Genomic DNA, 21,003 nt, shown 5'->3' on the forward strand with positions numbered 1-21,003 from the left:
CGTCTCGAAAATTGTGCCTCGATTTCGCAAAATAAGCACTTCATCAGTTTCAAAGCTACCATTACACGACAGAGTATCGGACGTCGATCAGGAACATTGTAACATCTGCCAACTACTTTGGCATGCCGTCGTGAGCTATAGCGGTTCCGCTCGATGCCAGGAACATCGCGCAGTGTCGAGGAGCATTCTCCAAGCGCGAATTGTGGTGCAGAGATCACGGACCGCTGCCATTGATGATGCGGCCTTGAGTTGGGGCAACTTCTGGAGTTCCACAAGGACGCGCAAGGACTGAAAACTTCGTCTGGACATACCGATCCTGCTGCCTGGTGTGCCGGACGCCGATGACGCCTGCATCGCGCGGCTCAAGTCGGAGGTTGGTGGTCCCCGATCGTCTACGTGCGCTGCCGGGCGTACTGGTAGCGGAAGCGAGCGCGGGCATGCTTGTGCGCGTCGAGTTCGACCATACCCACGCGAGAGGATGATAGCGCCGTTCTGCGTCGGCGCGCCACGTCTTCCTGCATGACGGCGCCGTCACATACCACCGGCAAGGATGCTTCCGACAGGATGCGAATGACGCTCCCTTCGGCCAATCGCCAACGCTGTCGCCAGCCGCTATGCGCCCCGCGACCAGAAAAGTCCGCGGGCCCGAGCCCTGCATATCCGAGAGCCGGAATTCCCAGTGGTGTTGATCGTGATTCATTGCCTCTGATTTGGGAGGCAATGGGACCTCTGACTGTTCTGGCTTTCGGATCCGAAATGGGCTCGGGTCGAGCTGTTGTTGCCGACAGATGTCCTTGGGATGAAGCATGTTGATGCGACAGGTGTTGAGCGGAATCGTACACGCCTTGCGCTGTGGCGCGCGCTGAGCGGATTGCGCGGATGTCTCCGGGCCGAAGAAGACGCTCTACAACCGTGTCGTCCGGTTGGCGAAGTGAGGCTGGCCGCGTTCGCTGGAGACGGCACGCAGCGGGACTCCGGCAATCGCTCTTGCATAGAACCGCACTGCGCAGCGGCGACGACGGGCCTCCAACTCCGCCACGCTGCTTTTCGCCATGAACCCCTTCCTAAATCTGAGAGAGTGTTGTTTTCCGAGAAAGGCGGCAGCACCACGCATGTAGCTTCTTTAATTTTTGTATCGGCCGCGACGGCCCAGTCCTGTCGAGCAAATCCGAACACCGGGCTGATACTCAAGATCTGAGCAGATGCGTGATACGAAATCGACTACCGAAAGGTACGAGCTATTGGCGCCGATCGGCTAAGCAGACTTGACGCAGATCAATGCATCTAACGTCCAGGATAGCAAAAAAAGTTATCGTCTGTTGATTCAGTCAGAGAGGAATGTCACGGGATCATGAACGTCGCACCGGCAAGGCTGCGGTATCGACGATGAAATAAAGGCTATCGTCGGCTCGGGCTTTTGCAGCTACGCTTGGAAGCCATGACCAATCTGAGCGGCTACGGGCGTAGACTGGAGCCGACACTGAAGGAGTGCTGAATATGACTAATTATCGTGACATAGTCGTTGATGCTAGTCCGCGGGCCGACCTGCATCGAACGTTAGAATTTGCCCGCGACATGACTAAGATGTTTAGCGCCAAGTTGTCAGCAGCATCTTATGCTTGGCCGCGAACCTCGATCGGAGATGTTTTGGTTCATAATACATTCCGAGATCAAGAGCAGACCATACTGATGGAACGTGCGCTTAAAGCGAGCCGAAGCGTGTTTGATGAGGTGTTTGCAAAGAATGAGGAAACGGGCTGGCAATCCGGGATAGGCGAGCCGACCCTTGCGATGCAAGCGCGCCTCTTGACCGCAGACCTGCTGATCACCGATTCGGCTGAGGAAGAAGCTTGTGTATTGGCGAACCCGGCTCACGTCGCCCTTGGCTCCGGGGCTCCGGTTCTTCGCTTGGGACGAGCGCCGCGAAACCCTGGCTTCTCAAACGTTGTGGTGGCGTGGAAAGACTCACCACACGCCTGCCGCGCTGTCCATGACGCCCTACCCATACTTAAGCGCGCGGACAGTGTCGCAGTCATCGGAGTTGGTGATGAGCTTGCAGCAGAACGGCTCGAGGCGGTTACGGCGCATCTGCAACTGCATGCGGTCAAGGCGCGTCCTTGGCATATATCGGACACGACGGGGGACGTGTGTTTGAGTCTGCTTAAGGAAGCGCAGCACGAAAACGCACAACTCATCGTTACAGGCGCCTATAGCCGTGGCCCATTGACTGAGCGCGTTCTTGGCGGGGTGACCGCAAGTATGCTCAAGAATGCAGAGATATCCTGGTTTATGTCCCATTGAGGTCTATTAGGGCGGCGGCAGCACCACGCATGTAGCTTATCTAATTCTTGTATCCGGCCCATGCTTCCACGGATGCGTAACGGTTGCAGAGATCAGACTATGGCGCCACCCGGGAGAGCCTACGTCTTAAAGCAAGAGCGGCGGTAATCAACACACGTGCTCCGCACGTGCGTGCGGCGGCAATGTCAGGCCGCCGTAGAGATGGTCGCTCACAGTGTGGATTGACAATGAATTCGTCAGCGATTGGGCCAGCGGGCACGCATCTTTCCCTGAGACGCTCGCTTACGCTTTTAACGTTGCTCTTCTATGGACTCGCGGTTATCGTCGGGGCTGGAATCTATGTCGCAATTGCGTCGGTTATCGACCGGGCTGGCGATGCGACGCCACTCTCTTTTTTGCTTGCAGGAATAGTTGCCGGACTAACCGGCCTTTGCTACGCGGAACTCGCAAGCCGGTTCCCCGAGGCGTCGGGCGCGGCAGCCTACGTCATGCACGGCTTCGGCTCCAACCGACTGGCGCAGTTGACGGCGCTGGCGTTGACGGTCGCGATTGCAATTGCAGCGGCCTCAATCGCAAGCGGCGCCGTTTCCTATCTTTCCAAGCTCATCGGGTTGTCTCCCACGGCGTTGACCACGCTGCTGGTGGTAGGCTTCACGATGCTCGCGATGCTCGGTGTGCGGGAAAGCGCCAGCCTGTCCGCTGCGATCGGCGTGCTCGAAATTCTGGGCATCGCCGTAGCCACGTGGGTGGGATTTCTGACCGCGCCCGACTTGAATGTCGAAGGTATGCTGCCATCCAGCGTTACCGGATGGCAGGGTGTCGTCGGGGGCTCTTTCATCGCGTTCTTTGCCTTCATCGGATTCGAAAGCCTGGTCAACATGGCCGAAGAGGCCAAAGAACCGCGCCGCACGATTCCATATGCGATCGTCGGTGCGATTGTCGTCAGTACGCTGCTCTATATCGCTGTGTCTGCAGCACTTGTCCTCGCAGATCGCGGTGGTGAAAGTCCATTGATCGGCCTGTTCCAGGGATCGCACGCATCGCTTTTTGCAGCGGTTGGGTCGCTCGCCATAGCCAACGGCGTCCTGGTCGAGATTATGATGCTGGCCCGCCTATTCTATGGTATGGCGCGTCGGCGCCAGCTTCCTGCGTTTCTTGAGCAGGTCAATCCGCGAACCCGCACGCCGATCGTGGCCACCGCGCTGGCCGGCGCCATCGTGCTGGCTGCATCTGTGTTGATCCCGTTCAAACAGCTAGTCGGCTTTGCCAACACGCTGACGCTTGGCATTTTCGTGCTCGTCGATCTGGCGCTTTGGCGCATTCAGAACACTCGACCTACTGGCGAACGCGCTTTTGCCGTTGCTCGCTGGGTTCCGCCAGTCGCGGCAGCTTCGGCTGTAGCCCTGATCTTCGCAAACCTTTTTGCATAAAGAGAAGCGGACAGGTCGATAACGAGGGAGCTCAAAATACCAAAATGGAGGCTGCCATTTTTGGTTCAGCCGTTGCATGATCTCAGCAAGCACCGCGTCTTCGCCGCAGTGCAGATGCGTCGTGCCCGATCCATCGATGACAATGCCCACGTGCGGATCTGCTGCGGTGATCGACGTATATCGCAGGTCCCAAAGCGCAAGGCGATTGAGCGCGTCCGCTTCGGGTTCTGCATTGTGGATGATCAACTCCTTACCAGCGCCGCCACCGGCGCGGCGGTATCGGTCGCCAACACTGCACGGCATTGGCCATTGCGGTCGACCACGATGAGCGATCACTCACGCGGTGGCGCCTATGTGCGACCGGCCGTCCGGCGCGAGTCTGGTACGAAGCCGGCGCTCGATCCGAATCATTTCGCGACGACCGACCTTGCGTAGCGGACGACGTGGAGAATCTCGCCCTTGCCGGCGTCACAACGATCTGCCGAAAGCGGTCGTCATCGCGCACGGCCTGCGCCGAGGTTTGAACGTCGCGGTGAACGGCGGCAAGAGGGTCAGCGCGTGTCATTGGTAATCCTAGCAAGTCTTCCCGGCTTTCATTCTGGACTGCAAGCGTCGATGGATCATTACTGATGCGACGCGCGTTCCGTAATTCGCCTGGAGAAGCGGGAATACCGCAATGGATAAAAGAGAGTGACGGTCTGCCGGCCGAGATCGAGCGCCCGGAGAACTCGGTCGCAAACGAGTGTCAAAACCGCTATACGATTGACGGGCGATGGGCCAATCGCGAACGGCGAATCTTGTCCGATTTGCCGGTGCTGAGTTTAGGACGAACTACTGCGGCATCTTGTCAACCGGATCTTTCGACGCCGGTGGGTTTTGACATGACCTCGGCGCAGCAAGATCGCCACTCATCCCAGGCCGCCTTCGTGTCGGCAAAGGCCGCCGTGCGTTTTTGTACAAAATCATCAAAGAGGCCCGAAACCGTCTCGCTCTTTAGCGTTGGTATTGTGCCGGGTGTCAGGCCCTTAAATTGATCGGCAAACGCGCTCGTGAACCGGCCGCCCATCCGGACGCGCTCTTCCCAATTAGAGTAGCCTATATCAGCAAGCTTCCGCACCAACTGTGTGTTGGCATGCGAAATGCCGATCATCTGCTCCAACGGATAAGTCATTGGCAGCCTCCTCTTCTGAGACACATGTCAAGCCAGCGTCTATTACTCTGTTAATCCAAAATGGACCAGTCGACATTGAGCGAGATCAAGCCAACCCGCTTATCGTGCTCTAATCTTGTTGTGTTGTCCGAGCGGCAGGCTAACCGCATTCGGAAGGTGCACAAACCAGAATGATTCGTAGGACAGATTCTAGATGGTATTATGACAAATCGTCTTTTGGCTCTGCGCTAATGCCAAGGTCGAGGCACGCTGCTCTCGGTTGCCGCTGCCCCCGATTTGCGTCGATCTCTATATTCTCTGGCTCAGCTTGTAGAATTGTAAGGAAGAACACGAATGCCGGAGACCAACCCACAGACGCGGCCCGATCCGTTGGACGGATTGTCAGAGATGCTGGATCGGGCGGCGGCAGCGGTCCTCGCGCAAACGACCTTCGGGCTTTCTCCCGCGACATTGGCGCAGGCTTTCTCCGACTGGGGCCTGCATCTCGCCGCTTCGCCGGGCAAGCAGTTGCAGCTCGGCGCGAAAGCAATGCGCAAATGCCTCCGTTTGGCCGACTACGCCGCGCGGAGCGCGACGAAGAAGGACGCCGAGCGTGCGATCGAGCCGCTGCCGCAAGACCGCCGCTTTGCCGACGCGGCCTGGACCGCACCGCCGTTCAATCTCATCTCGCAAGCCTTCTTGCTGAACCAGCAATTCTGGCACGCGGCGACGACCGGTGTCGCGGGCGTTACCAAACATCATGAGGACATGGTGGCGTTCACCGTGCGGCAATGGCTGGATATGGCGGCGCCCACAAACTTTCTCGCCACCAATCCGGTCCTCCAGCGGCGCATCCTGGAGACAGGCGGGCAATGCTTGATCGACGGGATGCGTAACTTCATGGAGGACATGGGGCGGCTGGTCCGCGATCAGCCGCCGATTGGAACGGAAGCATTTCGGGTCGGAGAAACCGTCGCAACGGCCAAGGGCAAAGTCGTCTACCGCAACCGTCTGATGGAACTGATCCAGTATGGGCCGACGACCGATACGGTCCGGCCTGAGCCGGTGCTGATCGTCCCGGCCTGGATCATGAAATACTACATCCTCGACCTTTCGCCCGCGAACTCGCTGGTCAACTGGCTAACCGCACAGGGTTTCACGGTCTTCATGATCTCGTGGCGCAATCCGAGCAGCGCCGACCGCGACCTCGACATGGAGGACTATCGCCGGCTCGGGCCGATGGCCGCGCTCGACGCCATCGGCGCGATCACCGGTACCGCGTCCATTCATTCGGTGGGCTATTGCCTGGGTGGGACGCTGCTATCGATCGCCGCCGCGGCGATGGCGCGCGATGGTGACGATCGGCTCGCCAGCGTGACCCTGCTCGCCGCCCAGACCGAATTCTGTGAACCCGGCGAGTTGGGCCTGTTCATCGATCAGGGACAATTGAACCTCCTGGAAAGCATGATGTGGAGCCGGGGCTATCTGGACAGCAACCAGATGGGCGGCGCGTTCCAGATCCTGCGCTCCAACGATCTCGTCTGGTCGCGCGTGCTCACCACCTATCTGATGGACGAGCGGGAGCCGATGACCGACCTGATGGCCTGGAACGCCGACGGCACGCGGATGCCCTATGCGATGCACAGCCAGTATCTGCGGCAACTGTTCCTCGAGGACGATCTGGCTGAGGGCCGCTACAAGGTCGACGGGCGCGTGATAAGCCTCTCCGCGATGCGCAAGCCGATGTTCGTCGTGGGCACGGAACGCGATCACGTCGCGCCCTGGCGATCGGTCCACAAGATCCATCGCCTGACCTGTGGCGAAATCGAGTTCGTGTTGACCAGCGGCGGCCACAACGCCGGCATCGTGTCGGAGCCGGGCCGGCCGCGGCGTTCCTACCGCCTGCTTCGCCGCGAAGCGGACGGGCCGGCGCTCGATCCCGATGAATGGCTCGTCAGGGCGCAACGCTTCGAAGGAAGCTGGTGGCCGGCCTGGGGCGACTGGCTCAAGCGTCATTCCGGCGCCGCCGTAGCGCCGCCGCCGATGGGCGCGCCCGACAAGAACCATCCGATCATCGCCGACGCGCCCGGCCTCTATGTGCTGGAGCGTTGAGCGATGGCCGATGATGGGATGATCGAGAACCGGACATTCGATGAAATCCGGGTCGGCGACACAGCCAGCATGACCCGGACGCTCCGCGAGGAGGATATCAAGCTGTTCGCGCTCGTCTCCGGCGATGTCAATCCGGCCCATCTCGACGCCGACTTCGCGGCGACTGACATATTCCGCCGCGTGATCGCCCATGGCATGTGGGGCGGCGGCCTGATATCCGCGGTGCTCGGCACCGAACTGCCGGGGGCTGGCGCTGTCTATCTCAGCCAGTCGCTGCGCTTCATCCGGCCGGTGGGCTTGGGAGACGCGATCACCGCGAGCGTGACCGTGGCCGAGAAACGGGCCGAGCAAAGCGTCATCGTGTTGGACTGCCGCTGCGTCAACCAGAACGGCGACGAAGTGATCTCCGGGCGCGCGGAGGTGAGGGCGCCGAAGGACAAGGTGCGTCGTCCCCGCATCGTGCTGCCGGATGTCCATCTGGCCGAGCATCGTGGCTATCGCCTTCTGATGGAGAAGATGACGGGGGGCGAAGCGGTGGTGACCGCCGTCGCGCACCCGTGCAGCGCCGCGGCCATCACGGCTGCGGTGGAGGCGGCGGAGGCCGGCCTGATCACGCCGATCCTGGTCGGGCCTGACGCGAAGATCAGGAAGGCTGCGGAAGAGGCCGGCAAAGACATCGCTGCGCTGCGCATCGTGCCGGCAGCCCACAGCCACGACGCGGCGGAGAAGGCGGTCGCGCTGGTGCGCGCCGGCGAAGCACGGCTGCTGATGAAGGGATCGCTTCATACCGATGAGCTGATGGGCGCGGTGATCGCTACCGCCACCGGTCTTCGCACCGAACGCAGGATCAGTCATGCCTATGTGATGGACGTGCCGGACCATCCGGTATCGCTTATCATCACCGACGCCGCGATCAACATCGCTCCGACGCTGGAGGAAAAGGCCGACATCATTCGAAACGCCATCGACCTTGCCCATGTGCTCGGCGTGGAGGAGCCGAAAGTGGCCATTCTCTCCGCCGTCGAGACCATCAATCCAGCGATGGAGTCGACCCTGGACGCAGCCGCGCTCTGCAAGATGGCGGATCGCGGGCAGATCACCGGTGGCATTCTCGATGGCCCGCTCGCCTTCGACAACGCGATCAGTGCGGCAGCCGCAAAGGAGAAGGGTATCGTCTCTCCCGTCGCCGGCCGGGCCGACATTCTTGTCGTGCCTAATCTCGAGGCTGGGAACATGCTCGCGAAGCAGCTGACCTTTCTCGGCGATGCGGATGCTGCCGGCATTGTGCTGGGGGCGCGGGTCCCCATCATCCTCACCAGCCGCGCCGACAGCCTGCGTACGCGTCTGGCCTCCTGCGCGGTCGCCGTGCTTATGGCGCGCGCGGCGACCAAGGCGGCCCCAGGATTGCCGGCCAGCGCATGAAAGCCATCATCAGTCTCAATTCCGGCTCATCGAGCATCAAGTTTGCACTGTTCACGCTCGACGGAGCCAACAACCCCACGCTGTCAGCTGGCGGCAAGATCGAGCGGATCGGCATCGCGCCCAGCCTGAGCGTCCGCTCAGCCGAAGGCGATATCGTGCTGGAGCGCGGCTGGCCGGACGGCGCATCGCTGACCCACGCCGAACTGCTGAAGGACATCTTCGCCTGGGCGGCGGAACATTTGGCCGGTCGCGAGGTGATCGGGATCGGCCACCGTGTCGTCCACGGCGGGACCGCCTTCGCCGCACCGCGTCTCCTCGATGACGCAGTCCTTGATGCACTGGAAAAGCTCAGCCCGCTCGCGCCGCTGCACCAGCCGCACAATCTCGCCGCCATCCGCGCGATCGCGCAGCTCCGCCCTGAGCTGCCGCAGGTGGCCTGCTTCGACACGGCGTTCCACCACGACAAGCCGTCGTTCGCCGCGCGCCTGCCCCTTCCGCGCGCCTTCCATGAGCAGGGCATTCGGCGCTACGGCTTCCACGGTCTGTCATACGAATATATCGCGCGGCGCCTGCGTGAGATTGATCCTGTGCTCGCTGCCGGACGGGTGATCGCGGCTCATCTCGGCAACGGCGCCAGCCTGTGCGCGATGCGCGCCGGCAAAAGCATCGACTCCACCATGGGCTTCACCGCGCTCGACGGGCTCATGATGGGAACCCGCTGCGGCGCCATCGATCCCGGCGTTGTGCTTCATCTCCAGACGCAGCTCGGAATGTCCGCGGCGGAGGTCGAGGATCTCCTCTACCGGAAGTCGGGGCTGCTGGGCGTGTCTGGAATCTCCAGTGACATGCGCACATTATCGGCTAGTGGCGGCCCCGAGGCCGAGGAAGCGATCGAACTTTTCTGCTGGAGGGCAGCGCGTGAGGCGGGCGGCCTCATCGCCTCGCTCAGCGGACTCGACGCCTTCGTGTTCACCGCCGGCATCGGCGAGAACCACGCCGATGTGCGCCACCGGATCTGCGGCCGGCTCGCTTGGGCTGGCCTTCGGATCGACGAGGCGACCAATCGCGACAGCGCTCTGCGGATATCGACGCCCGACAGCCCCGTAGCAATCCTCGTCATACCCACCGATGAAGAGCGCATGATCGCCCTTCACACACTCCAGGTCATTAGGAAAGATCCTTCATGAGGCCGTTCACCGATCAGGCCAGGAAGAAATGGCCGGAATGAGCAATATGTTCACAGGAAAGCCGTGGCTCTGGATTGCCATCGCCATCGCAGCAGGCGTCGGTTGGTATCTGACGCAGCAGCTGACCAAGAGCGAATTGCCGGCCGGAATTGCGAGCGGGAACGGTCGCATGGAGGCGGTCGCGATCGACATCGCGGCCCGTTCGTCGGGGAGGATCAGGGAAATCCTCGTTCAGGAAGGCGATGTCGTCACTTCCGGACAGATACTCGTTCACATGGATACGCTTCCGCTCCAGGCCCAGTTGCGGGAGGCACGCGCCCTTCTGCAGCGAAGCCAGATTGCCAAGCAGGCGGCGCAGAGCGGAGTTTCACAGCGCGAAGCCGAGCGCTCCGCGGCGCAGGCGGTTCTCGCACAGCGGGCGACCGAGCTCGACGCCGCGCAACGCCGGCTGGAGCGGTCGGAGCAGTTGGCGGAACGCAATGCCGTGTCGCTTCAGACGCTCGATGACGACCGGGCCCGGAGGGAAGGAGCGACGGCCGCACGTGACGCCGCGCGTGCGCAAGTCGCTGCAGCCGAGGCGAGCATCGCTTCGGCGCGGGCTAAGATCGTCGATGCCGAAGCCAACATCGAAGCGGCCGAAGCCACGATCGAGCGTATTCAGGTCGACGTCAACGACAGTGCCCTTCGGTCTCCACGCGATGGACGGGTGCAATACCGCGTGGCGCAGCCGGGCGAAGTGATCGCCGCAGGCGGCCGGGTGCTCAACCTGATCGACCTCAACGACGTCTACATGACCTTCTTCCTGCCGACCGCCCAGGCCGGCCGCCTCTCGCTCGGTGCGGAGGCTCGCATCGTGCTTGATACGGCGCCGGACGTGGCGATACCCGCGACGGTGTCCTTCCTGTCCGACATCGCGCAGTTCACGCCGAAGACGGTCGAGACAGCGGAACAACGGCAAGGCCTGATGTTCCGTGTCCGCGTGCGGATCGCACGCGACTTGCTCAAGAAATATTCCGAGTACGTCAAGCCGGGCTTGCCGGGAGTGGCGTATGTGAAGCTCAATCCGGCGGCGCAATGGCCGGAGACCCTTCCGCAAAGAGTGTTGGAATGATCTCGCATGAGCAGGAACAGCGCACGTTAGAGCCGGCTGTGCTTGCTGTTCGGCTGCGAGGAGTCAGCCATGTCTTCAAAAAGAAGCGCGCGCTCGACGATATCACGCTCGACTTTCCGACCGGGCGCATGCTTGGCCTGATCGGACCTGACGGCGTCGGCAAATCGACATTGCTGTCGCTGATCGCCGGCGCCCGCAAGGTGCAGCAGGGTTATGTCGAGGCGCTCGGCGCGAATATGTCCAGCGCGCGCGAGCGCAACGAGGTTGGTCCTCGCATCGCCTATATGCCGCAGGGACTCGGCAAGAACCTTTATCCGACGCTTTCAGTGTTCGAGAACATTGACTTCTTCGGGCGACTGTTCGGGCACGCCAAGGCGGAGCGCGAGCGGCGCATCCATGATCTGCTCGTCAGCACCGGCCTCGGTCCGTTTCGGGACAGAGCCGTCGGCAAGCTCTCCGGCGGCATGAAGCAGAAGCTGGCCCTCTGCTGCGCGCTGATCCACGATCCCGACCTTCTGATCCTCGACGAGCCGACCACCGGCGTCGATCCGCTGGCGCGCCGCCAGTTCTGGGATCTGATCGCCGGCATCAGGGCCGAGCGGCTGGAAATGAGCGTGATCGTCGCGACGGCTTATATGGCGGAGGCGGCCGGGTTCGACTGGCTGGTGGCTATGGATGCCGGGCGCGTGCTCGCCGCCGGCAGCCCCGCCGAGCTTCAGGCCCAGACCCGGACGTCGTCGCTGGACGCCGCCTTCATCGCGTTGATGCCGGACGAGAGGCGTAAGCAGCATCGTGCGGTGGTGATTCCGCCGCGGCCAGAGGACAACGGCAAGGAGCCGGCGATTGAGGCCGAGGGTCTCACCGCCCGGTTCGGAGACTTCACCGCTGTCGACCATGTCAGTTTTCGCATTCCGCGCGGGGAGATTTTCGGGTTTCTCGGCTCGAACGGTTGCGGCAAGACTACCACCATGAAGATGCTGGCCGGCCTGCTGCCCGCGAGCGGCGGCACGGCCCGGTTGTTCGGTCGTGAACTCGATCCGCAAGATCTCGGGACGCGCCGGCGCGTCGGCTACATGTCGCAGTTCTTCTCGCTTTATTCCGAACTCACCGTGCGGCAAAATCTGGAACTGCACGCCCAGCTATTCGAATTGCCTGCTGCCGACATCCAGTCCCGCGTCGACGCGATGGCGACGCGTTTCGACTTAACCGAGATCATGGACGGCCTGCCGGATGCCTTGCCGCTCGGCGTCACGCAGCGGCTCTCGCTGGCCGTGGCGACGATCCATGCCCCGGAAATATTGATCCTCGACGAGCCGACCTCGGGCGTCGATCCGGTCGCGCGCGATGCGCTGTGGCAGAGCTTCGTCGATCTGTCGCGCCAGGACGGCGTCACCATCTTCATCTCCACACATTTCATGAACGAGGCGGAACGCTGCGATCGCATCTCCCTGATGCATGCGGGCAAGGTGCTCGTCAGCGATACGCCTGCCGCGATCGTGGAAGCGCGTGGCGCGGCAAATCTCGAAGAAGCCTTCATCGGCCACTTGCAGGAAGCGGGCGGCGGCCAGGCTGTCACCGCACCGGCGACGTCCGACGCTGCTCGGTCGCATGCCGGCGCAAATCCCAATGCGAGCACGCGGCGTTTCTTCGACGTCCGGCGCATGATGAGCTACGCCCGACGCGAGACTCTTGAACTGCGTCGTGATCCGATCCGCGCCTCCTTCGCCTTCATCGGCAGCCTTCTTCTGCTTTTCGTGATCGGGTACGGGCTCAGCATGGACGTCGAGAACCTGCCTTATGCGGTTCTTGACCACGATCAGACCACGATCAGCCGGAGCTATGATCTCGATATCGCGGGCTCGCGCTATTTCACGGAACGTCCGCCCATCGCCGATTACGCGGACCTGGATCGCCGCATGCGCAGCGGCGAGCTCAGCCTTGCCATCGAGATTCCGCCGGGCTTTGCGCGCGACGCGGAGCGTGGCCGTCCGGTGCAGATCGGCGCGTGGATCGACGGCGCCATGCCGTCGCGCGCCGAGACCGCGCGCGCCTATGTCGAAGGCGTCCATGCCAACTGGATGGCGCAGGCGATGCGCGAGAAGCTCGGTCCCCGGGCGCTGGCGGGCGACTTCCAGCTTGAAACCCGCTTCCGCTACAATCCGAACGTGGAGAGCCGCAAGGCCATTGTGCCGGCGGTCATCGCCATGCTTCTCCTGCTCATTCCCGCGATGCTCGCGACGCTCAGCATCGTCCGGGAGAAAGACCTCGGCTCGATCGTCAATTTCTACGTCACGCCCGTCTCCCGGCTGGAATTTCTGCTCGGCAAGCAATTGCCCTATGTCGGCCTGGCGATGATGAATCTCGTCACGCTGACGGCGTTCGGCATCTTCGTGCAAGGCGTTCCCTTCACCGGAAACCTTGCCGCCTTCATCGCCGGCGGGCTGTTCTATGTCATCGCGACGACCGCGCTCGGACTGTTCATCTCGAGTTTTATGAACAGCCAGATCGCGGCGATCTTCCTCACCACGCTCGCGACCATGCTGCTGGCGGTCAAGTATTCCGGCATGATCGATCCGGTCGCCTCCATGGAAGGTTCGGCCGTCCTCATCGGCGCGGTCAACCCGGCGACCCACTTCGTCACCATCGCGCGCGGCGCCTTCTCCAAGGCGCTGGGGTTTGCCGAACTCCGGTCATCCCTGGTGCCGCTTTTGGCCGCGGGTCCGGTCCTGATCGGCCTGAGCGTGCTTTTTCTCAAGAAGCAGGCGCGCTGAGCCATGCGTGCCTCGAACATCTGGCGGCTGGGCGTCAAGGAGTTATGGAGCCTCGTTCGCAATCCCGCTCTGCTGGCACTGATTGCCTACGCCTTCTCCTTGCAGATCTACGTCGCAGCGACGGCGGTTCCGCTCTATCTCAACAACGCGCCGATCTCGATCGTCGACGAGGACGTCTCGTCGCTGTCGGCGCGGATCGCGTCGGCCTTTTATCGTCCCTATTTCAGTGCCCCCAAGGTCATTTCGCTCCCCGAAATGAACCAGCGCATGGATGCAGGCATCGACACTTTCGCGCTCGTGATCCCGCCCAATTTCGAACGCGACGTTTTGGCCGGCAGCGAGCCGGCGATCCAGTTCAACGTCGACGCGACCCGCATGACTCAGGCGTTCACCGGCGCCGGCTATGTGCGGGCGATCGTCTCGGCCGAGGTCACCGAATTCGCACGGCACTATCGTGCGGCGGAAGCGGCGCCGGTCGATTTGGTGTTGCGCGCGCGTTTCAACCCCGAGCTCAATGCCGGCTGGTTCAACGCGATGATGGAAGTCATCAACAACGTCTCGCTCCTGTCGGTCATTCTGGCCGGCGCGGCGCTCATTCGCGAGCGTGAGCGCGGCACGATCGAGCATCTCCTGGTCATGCCGGTGACGCCGATCGAGATCATGCTGGCAAAGATCTGGCCGGTGGCGCTCGCGGTGTTCTTGGCAGCTCTGTTCGCGCTCACCGTCGTGGTACAGACTTGGCTTGCGATTCCGGTTGCCGGCTCGCTGTGGCTGCTCATGCTGGGCCTGGTCTTCCAGCTATTTGCGACCGCGTCGCTGGGCATCCTCCTTGCGACGATCGCGGGATCCATGCCCCAGTTTGGCCTGCTGCTGCTGATGGTGCTGTTTCCGCTGCAGGTCCTCGCCGGCGGATTGACGCCCGCGGAGAGCATGCCAAGTGCTGTCCGCGCGGTCATGATGGCCGCGCCCGACACGCATTTCGTGTCCCTGTCGCAGTCGATCCTGTTCCGGGGCGCGGGACTCGGTGCGGTCTGGCCTCAATTGCTAAACCTGTTCGCGATCGGCCTTGCCTTCTTCCTGCTGTCGCTGTGGCGGTTCCGGAAGTCCTTGCGATCCCGTGGACGATAAAAAAGCAGAGCAAACACCATCCAAGGCCCAGCCGACGCACGAACGCAAAAAGCGGCGGATCGCCTTTGCGCTACGCCTTGGCGGCCCCAGAGCCCCGCGAACGCAGCAAGTCCCGTAGCTTCGGAAATTCGGTGCGCACGTGCTCGTCCAACGCATCCGCGAATTCGGGCGTGAACGAAAAGCGCAAGACCGCATCGAATATGCGGCCCGGACCGCGAAATCCGGCCTCGACCACGTGAGAGATCGCCACGCCGTCCGCTTCGTCTTCGAGGCCCAGGATGAGTCTTCCGGGGAGCCGCACGCCCCTGACGAACTGCCAGGTGATCTCCTTGCCTGGAATCGAGGCGGTCACAACCGCATGGAATTTCAGGCGGAAACGACCGACATATTCATCCATGTAAATCAGGTTGCCGACATCGCCTGCGACCTTGCGCACAGTGTGAAATCGCAAGTGAACCCCGGGCCACCAGGCTTGATAGCTGGCGTCGTCGCAGTTCAGCATGAAGTCGGTCACTTCACGGCTGTTCAAGCCGGGCACTTGTATGTCGGTTTGCAGGCGTATCATCGCGCAGCCCTGAGAAAGCCGTTCGTGCTCTCAATCAGTGCGACAGAAAGATCGGAAGCGATGGCCGCGCAAGCATGCTTTTTGTCGCCCCGCCGAGGATGAAATCCCGAATGCGAGAGTGTCCGTATGCTCCCATGACAAGAAGGTCAGCCTCGCGTGAGGCAACATACGAATCGAGTGCGTCACCGGTGCTTCTACCGGCGGCATCGACCGTATCCAAGGTGACCTCGACGTCATGATGGGCCAGATGCTTTGAGAGTTCTGCGCCAGAACGCCTGGTATTGATTGCCTTGTCGCCGGTGACCGTCACGACGTACACCCGCTTGGCCATTGCCAGTATCGGAATTGCGTCGGCAATCGTCCTCGCTGCAGGTCGGCTGAAATCCCAAGCCACTACGACAGTATTCAACGCACCGCGATGACTGGCTGGCTTCGGGATGATGAGTGTAGGGCGTCCCGATTCGAATACGATCTGTTCAACGTACCAGTCGCCGATATCGACAGCTCCACCCTCGCCCACGGGGACAATCGTTAGATCGCGAAGTCGGGCATGTCCGATCAATACATCCGCAACGTCTGAGATCAGGCAAGTCTCCGATCGCCGCTCATGAAATACTCCCCGCTGTTCAGCGGCCTCCTGGAATGCGGTCAAGAGCATCTGCGCGTTCGCCGAACTCTTCTTGCTCTCAGCGGCGGCCAATGCGGGAACATTAAACAGGTTACCGACAATGCTTCCTGGAATTTGAAATTCAACCTCACAGGCGACGGCCGAAATCTTGGCGCCGATGGCTGCGGCGAAGTCAACGCCTTGGGCGAGCTCCGCGACCGGCGTTGGATCCGGGTAGGTCGTCAGGACCATCAGCAAGTCTTTGAAGGCCATCTGTTCTCCATTTTCTCCGCGCTGGCTCAGCCAATTGTTATCGCATCTTGCGCTTGCAGGGGTTGATCTCGCTCAACAATCTGGCCGAGAGAACAAACATTAGTCTAGCTATTCATTGCACCAAAGATCGCCCGATCCGACCGATTGCCGGTCCGCTCAACCGGAAGAGGAGCGGCGAACATTGCGGTGATCTTGGCATGCGCTGCGGGCGTCAGAACGAAAAGCGTTTCTACTATTGAGGCTTTACGAAGATTGGACTATCGCGGCATTTATGCAATCGTGAGAACAGTCCGGTCAGCCCCGTCTCCATCTCGGAGAAATGATGAGGAAGCGGCCAGCACAGGCTGGCAGCGCTCTCCCATCGTCGTCAGTGGCTTGAGGCAAAGAGGTGTGAGATGACCGAAAAACTTCGTCTGGATATTCCGATCCTGCTGCCTGACGTGCCGGACGCCGACGATGCCTGCGTCGCGCGGCTCACCTCGGAGATCGGCGGGCGCGCGGGCGTCGAGGAGGTGCACGTGCGGGGCACCGGCCCGGGCGAGCCGGCCCAGCTTTGCGTGCACTACGACCCGGAGATCATACCACTACCGCGGATCCGCGAGCTCGCGGCGAGCGCCGGTGCCACGATCAGCGAACGGTTCGGCCATCTGCTGTGGCAGGTCGAAGGGATCGCCCACCAGCGCCGGGCACGCACGGTTGCCGATGGTCTGCGTACAGTGCCGGGCGTACTGGAGGCGCAAGCGAGCGCCGGCGGGGTGGTGCGTGTTGAATTTGACCGGAGCCAGGGGTCTGAGAAGGCCATCCGCGATGCGCTCGCCAAAATGGGTGTCACGGTGCGTGAGCAGGTCGTCGCCCGGGCGCCTGCGCCGGAGCCGCGGCGTTCCGGGACGGACGAGGCGGCTGACGCGCATGGGGACCATAGTCATGCCGGTCCCGATCATGCCGGCCACGATCACGGCGAAGACAAGGGCGGCAGGGGCGAAAAAGATCACGATCATGCGCATGGCGGCCTTCTGGGGCCCAACACCGAACTGATCTTCTCGCTCATTTGTGGCGCTCTGCTTGGCGTCGGCGTCGCGATCGAGAAGCTCCTGCCGACGGCTCCCTTCTGGCTGCCGACCGCCTGCTATATCGCCGCCTATTTCTTCGGCGGATTCTATACGCTGCGCGAAGCGATCGACAATCTGCGCCTCAGGAAGTTCGAGATCGACACGCTGATGTTGGTCGCAGCGGCGGGCGCCGCGGCGCTCGGCGCCTTCGCGGAGGGGGCGCTGCTGCTGTTCCTGTTCAGCCTCGGCCACGCGCTCGAGCACTATGCGATGGGGCGGGCCAAGCAGGCGATTGAAGCGCTCGCCGAACTGGCTCCACGAACTGCCACTGTCCGCCGCGACGGCGAGACGCGCGAGGTCCCCGTAGAGGACCTCGTGGTCGGTGACGTGGTTGTCGTGCGTCCGAATGAGCGGCTGCCGGCCGATGGATTCCTGGTCAAGGGCGAGTCGAGCGTCAACCAGGCGCCGGTGACCGGCGAGAGCATCCCGGTCGACAAGCGGCATGTCGAGGACATTGCCAAGGCACGGGCCAAGCCCAACGCCGTGGACTCATCCTCGCGCGTCTTCGCCGGCACCATCAACGGCGCGGGTGCGATCGAGATCGAGGTGACGCGTCTTTCGACGGAAACAGCGCTCGCCAAGGTCGTGCAGATGGTGAGCGAGGCCGAGACTCAGAAATCGCCGACCCAGCGTTTCACCGATAAGTTCGAGCGCATTTTTGTGCCGGCCGTGCTGGCGCTCGCCGTCATTCTGCTGTTCGCCTGGGTGGTGATCGACGAGCCGTTCAGCGCGAGCTTTTATCGCGCGATGGCGGTCCTGGTGGCGGCTAGCCCCTGTGCGCTGGCGATCGCGACGCCCAGCGCCGTGCTGTCCGGCGTGGCGCGCGCGGCGCGCGGCGGCGTCCTCGTAAAAGGCGGCGCGCCATTGGAAAATCTCGGCTCGTTAAGCGCGATCGCGTTCGACAAGACCGGCACGCTGACGGAGGGCCGTCCGCGCATCACCGACATCGTCCCGGCCGAGAGTGTTTCGGAAGACGAACTGCTCAGGGTCGCCGTGGCCGTCGAGCAACTCAGCGATCATCCGCTTGCGGAGGCGATCGCACGCGACGGCCGTGAGCGGTTGGGTGGACGCGACGTCCCGGAGGCGCAGGATCTCAAGAGCCTCACCGGACGCGGGGTGACCGCAACGTTGGAGGGCAAGCCGGTCTGGATCGGCAAGGCCGAGATGTTCGGCGCCGACGGCATTGCGCCGCTGGGCGAGGCCATGAGAGCGGCCATTGCGAAACTGCGCGACGGCGGCCGCACCACGATGGTCGTGCGCTACGGCGACAAGGAACTCGGTGCGATAGGCTTGATGGATACGCCACGCGCCGCCGCGCGTGTCGCGCTGGCGGAACTGCACGCGCTCGGCATCAAGCGGATGATCATGATCTCCGGCGATCACCAGAAGGTCGCCGACGCTATCGCCAAGGATGTCGGGCTCGATGAGGCCTGGGGCGATCTGATGCCGGAGGACAAGGTTGAGGCGATCAAGAAGCTGAGCGCCGAGCAGAAGGTCGCCATGGTCGGCGACGGCGTGAATGACGCGCCTGCGATGGCGAGCGCGACGGTTGGCATCGCGATGGGCGCGGCCGGCTCCGACGTCGCTCTAGAGACTGCGGACGTCGCGCTGATGGCCGACGATCTCAGTCACCTGCCCTTTGCTGTGGGCCTCAGCCGCCACACCCGCGGGATCATCTTGCAGAACGTGTTCATCAGCCTCGGCGTGGTCGTGATCTTGGTGCCGGCGACGATCATGGGGCTCAGCATCGGTGCGGCAGTCGCGGTGCATGAGGGTTCGACGCTCGTGGTCGTCGTCAACGCGCTGCGGCTGCTCGCGTATCGCGACAAGAGACAATAGCAGCTCGGCGTATTCCCCACCGGAGGAGCCGCCCGGGCAATGTGGGCGGATACGGGAGCCGGCGAAAGATACGAAGGCTATTCCAGCCGTATTGGAACGGCGAGCATTGTCCTGTCAGGTTCTCCCTTACAGTCAGGGTCGTCCTGACAGTAGGGTTCGTAGTGTGGCGCAAGCTATGCCGTTCATTCTGTGGAAATCGGAACGCGAGGTCGCTAAGCTGGCCGCAGGGCCGGGCGGCATTCACATTTGCGACGCTTGCGTCGAAGCGAGCCGACTTTTCATGTCCGGCACTGCTGCACTGCCGCGGGATTTTGATCCGGCGACGTGGCCGACTGATCGTTTCGTCGCGGCCCTTGGACCCCTCCACGCCACAGCAGAGGCGCACCGCGAGCATCTCGCGGAGATCGTCGACACGCTCCGCCATCGAGAGGTAAGCTGGGCAAAGATTGCAGAGCCCCTCGGCGTGTCCTGCCAAACTGCGTAGGAACGGTTCGGCGGGCAATAGTCGGCTTAGGGAGATTCCGCGAGGGGCGGCGATCAAGGCTCCGCGCGGTACTTGTCCGGATTTCCCGGCCGCCCTCAGCCTTCGGCTGAGCGAACTGTTGGGCATCCACGCATAATTGTGGTTGGAACCCAATGCGAAGATTGCCGTTTTCCTTACTGCCATGGCCCGTTTCGTTTGTGGTCGGAGGCGGCATGAAAAAAGGCTTATTTGCTATCTCTGACGTCGGGCATAAGCCGCGATGTCAAGCGTCGGACCTTCGGAGCTGCGCAAGAGTCTTTGATTGTACGATACCTAAAGGAGGTGATGATGCGGAAACTTCTCATAATCGGGATCAGCGCGGCCTCGGCGTGCCTCTTGTATTCCAATGCGGCGAGCGCTTTGCCCGGCGCCGCTCCTAAATCTCTGGCGCCGAGTGCGTCCATCGGAGGGGACCTATTCCAACAAGTTCATTCCCGCAAACACCGCCACCGACATCGGCATTATGCATATCGTGGCTACAGGGGATACCCGATCGGCCCTTATCCGTACGCCGCGTACTCCTATCCCGTCTATGTGCCGCTCTATTATGGTCACCATTTAGGTGGCTATTACGGTCACCATTTAGGTGGGCACCTTTCCAGTGGACATAATTTCGGGGGTCATTTGCAGCACCACGGGCATCATTAGCTTTGCCGGCTCGTGCCTTGAGAAGGCGAATCGTCAGACATCGAAAGTCTGGTCGAGCTTATCACCCTCTAATCGTAGTGGCGCTGCGCGCGAACTTGGACAATCCGCAAATCCGCAGACTCTACTTTTGGCTCGGACGGGCGTGGAAATGTAACGCTGAAAATAATTATAAGCAGGCGCAATCAGCGACTACTGCAAAAAAAGCTGCCCTGTTAGCTGTACCTCTCTCGATCAAAGCGTTTCTGGCAAACTCGCGCGATTGATGGGGTGTCTCTCGCACATCTTTGTAACCGGGCTTATTTCGAAAGGAACCCAAATAGCACCGCAGCGTTGTCTATGCCGAATAACGCACATTGGGCGGGTAAATGGCAGACAACAGACCTTCGATTGCACGCGAGAAGCTGGCGGCGCTGCTGAACGAAGACTTGGCTCGCGAATACCAAGCGATCATCGCGTACGTTGTCTATTCGCAAGTGCTCAAGGGTGCTGAGTATATGAGCATTGCGGATCAGCTACAAAAGCACGCCGCGGAAGAGCTGAAACACGCGCTGACGATATCTCGGCAAATTGATTATCTCGGCGCTACACCAACGACGATTCCAAAACCCATCGAAGTATCCGATAGCGCGGAGAAGATATTGCGGGCAGATCTTCAGAACGAGATCGACACAATCAAGAACTATCGCGAGCGGATCCGTCAGTGTGAAACATTGGGCGAATTCGCTATCGCCGAGCACATCCGCGAGATCTTGCTCGATGAGCAAGACCATTTGATTGATCTTGCCACCGCTCTGGGCGAAGACGCGCCAGATTTGACCAACTAGCAT

The 21,003-nt window shown here is 61.7% G+C and carries 15 protein-coding genes; 12 read left to right on the forward strand and 3 right to left on the reverse strand.

The features are described 5' to 3' along the window. The first annotated feature begins 1,497 nt into the window (after window positions 1-1,497). From BMY71_RS22250 to BMY71_RS22260, 3 genes are all read left to right on the forward strand, one after another. Window positions 1,498-2,301: a universal stress protein gene (locus BMY71_RS22250; protein ID WP_062313666.1), complete on the forward strand. Its 804-nt coding sequence runs from the start codon at window positions 1,498-1,500 to the stop codon at window positions 2,299-2,301. Window positions 2,302-2,528: 227 nt separating this feature from the next. After that, window positions 2,529-3,731, forward strand: a complete 1,203-nt coding sequence (locus tag BMY71_RS22255; protein ID WP_175557756.1) for an APC family permease — start codon at window positions 2,529-2,531, stop codon at window positions 3,729-3,731. 60 nt (window positions 3,732-3,791) lie between these two features. Next, window positions 3,792-4,166 carry a hypothetical protein gene (locus tag BMY71_RS22260; RefSeq protein ID WP_062313662.1) on the forward strand — a complete coding sequence of 125 codons (375 nt, stop codon included), beginning with the start codon at window positions 3,792-3,794 and terminating at the stop codon, window positions 4,164-4,166. 412 nt (window positions 4,167-4,578) lie between these two features. On the opposite strand, the gene BMY71_RS22265 is transcribed toward BMY71_RS22260, so the two are convergent. Beyond that, window positions 4,579-4,902 (reverse strand): hypothetical protein, encoded by a 324-nt coding sequence (locus BMY71_RS22265; protein ID WP_139202711.1) that lies wholly within the window; start codon window positions 4,900-4,902, stop codon window positions 4,579-4,581. A gap of 333 nt (window positions 4,903-5,235) precedes the next feature. Between BMY71_RS22265 and BMY71_RS22270 the strand changes: the two genes are divergently transcribed. From BMY71_RS22270 to BMY71_RS22295, 6 genes are read left to right on the forward strand one after another with little or no spacing between them, the layout of a single operon-like run. Then, on the forward strand, window positions 5,236-6,993 hold the full coding sequence (locus tag BMY71_RS22270) for a PHA/PHB synthase family protein (RefSeq protein WP_175557757.1): 1,758 nt from the start codon (window positions 5,236-5,238) through the stop codon (window positions 6,991-6,993). Window positions 6,994-6,996: 3 nt separating this feature from the next. Further along, complete coding sequence (locus BMY71_RS22275) at window positions 6,997-8,415, forward strand: bifunctional enoyl-CoA hydratase/phosphate acetyltransferase (protein ID WP_062313660.1); 1,419 nt, start codon at window positions 6,997-6,999, stop codon at window positions 8,413-8,415. Continuing rightward, a complete protein-coding gene (locus tag BMY71_RS22280) occupies window positions 8,412-9,602 on the forward strand; it encodes an acetate/propionate family kinase (protein ID WP_062313658.1) in 1,191 nt (396 codons plus the stop codon). Before BMY71_RS22275 ends, BMY71_RS22280 begins: the two co-directional genes overlap by 4 nt. Window positions 9,603-9,648: 46 nt before the next feature. Beyond that, on the forward strand, window positions 9,649-10,713 hold the full coding sequence (locus BMY71_RS22285; RefSeq protein ID WP_062313715.1) for an HlyD family secretion protein: 1,065 nt from the start codon (window positions 9,649-9,651) through the stop codon (window positions 10,711-10,713). Further along, window positions 10,710-13,484, forward strand: coding sequence for a ribosome-associated ATPase/putative transporter RbbA (rbbA, locus tag BMY71_RS22290; protein WP_062313656.1), 2,775 nt, complete (start codon window positions 10,710-10,712; stop codon window positions 13,482-13,484). The genes BMY71_RS22285 and rbbA overlap by 4 nt, the downstream gene beginning before the upstream one ends. A gap of 3 nt (window positions 13,485-13,487) precedes the next feature. After that, entirely contained in the window at window positions 13,488-14,612 is a 1,125-nt protein-coding gene (locus tag BMY71_RS22295) for an ABC transporter permease (protein WP_062313654.1), read from the forward strand. A gap of 70 nt (window positions 14,613-14,682) precedes the next feature. On the opposite strand, the gene BMY71_RS22300 is transcribed toward BMY71_RS22295, so the two are convergent. Beyond that, entirely contained in the window at window positions 14,683-15,141 is a 459-nt protein-coding gene (locus tag BMY71_RS22300; protein ID WP_244526139.1) for a hypothetical protein, read from the reverse strand. Between the two features lie 70 nt (window positions 15,142-15,211). Next, window positions 15,212-16,057: a universal stress protein gene (locus tag BMY71_RS22305; RefSeq protein ID WP_062313652.1), complete on the reverse strand. Its 846-nt coding sequence runs from the start codon at window positions 16,055-16,057 to the stop codon at window positions 15,212-15,214. A gap of 395 nt (window positions 16,058-16,452) precedes the next feature. On the opposite strand from BMY71_RS22305, the gene BMY71_RS22310 reads away from it, so the two are divergent. The 3 genes from BMY71_RS22310 (at window position 16,453) to BMY71_RS22325 (ending at window position 21,000) form a co-directional block, all read left to right on the forward strand. Continuing rightward, window positions 16,453-19,005 carry a heavy metal translocating P-type ATPase gene (locus BMY71_RS22310; RefSeq protein ID WP_062313650.1) on the forward strand — a complete coding sequence of 851 codons (2,553 nt, stop codon included), beginning with the start codon at window positions 16,453-16,455 and terminating at the stop codon, window positions 19,003-19,005. A 175-nt stretch (window positions 19,006-19,180) separates the two neighbouring features. Further along, complete coding sequence (locus BMY71_RS25065; protein WP_054164251.1) at window positions 19,181-19,489, forward strand: ClpX C4-type zinc finger protein; 309 nt, start codon at window positions 19,181-19,183, stop codon at window positions 19,487-19,489. A gap of 1,052 nt (window positions 19,490-20,541) precedes the next feature. After that, window positions 20,542-21,000, forward strand: a complete 459-nt coding sequence (locus tag BMY71_RS22325; RefSeq protein ID WP_062313648.1) for a ferritin-like domain-containing protein — start codon at window positions 20,542-20,544, stop codon at window positions 20,998-21,000. Window positions 21,001-21,003 lie beyond the last annotated feature (3 nt).

The organism is Rhodopseudomonas pseudopalustris (genome assembly GCF_900110435.1).
GTDB classification, from domain to species: domain Bacteria; phylum Pseudomonadota; class Alphaproteobacteria; order Rhizobiales; family Xanthobacteraceae; genus Rhodopseudomonas; species Rhodopseudomonas pseudopalustris.